This window comes from Thauera sp. 63, assembly GCF_000310165.2.
In the GTDB taxonomy this organism is placed as follows: domain Bacteria; phylum Pseudomonadota; class Gammaproteobacteria; order Burkholderiales; family Rhodocyclaceae; genus Thauera; species Thauera humireducens.
In genome coordinates, this window is the sequence record NZ_AMXC01000084.1 from 1 (window position 1) to 852 (window position 852).

The window sequence follows — 852 nt, forward strand, 5'->3', positions numbered from 1 at the left end:
GTCATCGCGCCGATCAACGAGGTCAAGCGCGTCATGGTCGCGCTCTCCGGCGGCGACCTGACCCAGAAGATCACCGACAACTACGCCGGCGACTTCCAGGTGCTGCAGAACGCGGTCAATGACTCCATGGACAAGCTCGCCGAGATCATCGAGCAGGTCCGCGGCGCCGCCGACGCGCTCACCAACGCCGCCGGACAGGTCTCGGCCACCGCCCAGAGCCTGTCCCAGTCCTCCTCCGAGCAGGCCGCCAGCGTCGAGGAAACCTCGGCCTCGATCGAGCAGATGAGCGCCTCGATCAACCAGAACTCCGAGAACGCCAAGATCACCGACGCCATGGCCAGCAAGTCCTCGGCCGAGGCCGGCGAAGGCGGCGAGGCGGTCAAGTCGACCGTCCAGGCGATGAAGAACATCGCCGGCAAGATCGGCATCATCGACGACATCGCCTACCAGACCAACCTGCTCGCCTTGAACGCCGCCATCGAAGCGGCGCGTGCCGGCGAGCACGGCAAGGGCTTCGCGGTGGTCGCGGCCGAAGTGCGCAAGCTCGCCGAACGCAGCCAGGTCGCCGCGCAGGAGATCGGCGAACTGGCCGGCAACTCGGTGCATCTGGCCGAGCGCGCGGGCAAGCTGCTCGACGAGATGGTGCCCTCGATCAACAAGACCTCCGACCTGGTGCAGGAGATCGCCTCCGCCAGCCAGGAGCAGACCGCCGGCGTCGGACAGATCAACAACGCCATGGGCCAGCTCAACAAGGCCACCCAGCAGAACGCCTCCGCCTCCGAGGAGCTCGCCGCCACCGCCGAAGAGCTCGGCGGACAGGCCGGGCAGCTGCAGGAGCTGATGGGCTTCTTC

At 67.4% G+C, this 852-nt stretch carries 1 protein-coding gene; it reads left to right on the forward strand.

The genetic code is table 11. From position 1 onward, the window contains the following. The coding region (locus tag C664_RS20055; RefSeq protein ID WP_004295373.1) for a methyl-accepting chemotaxis protein at window positions 1-852 on the forward strand (852 nt) is incomplete at both ends.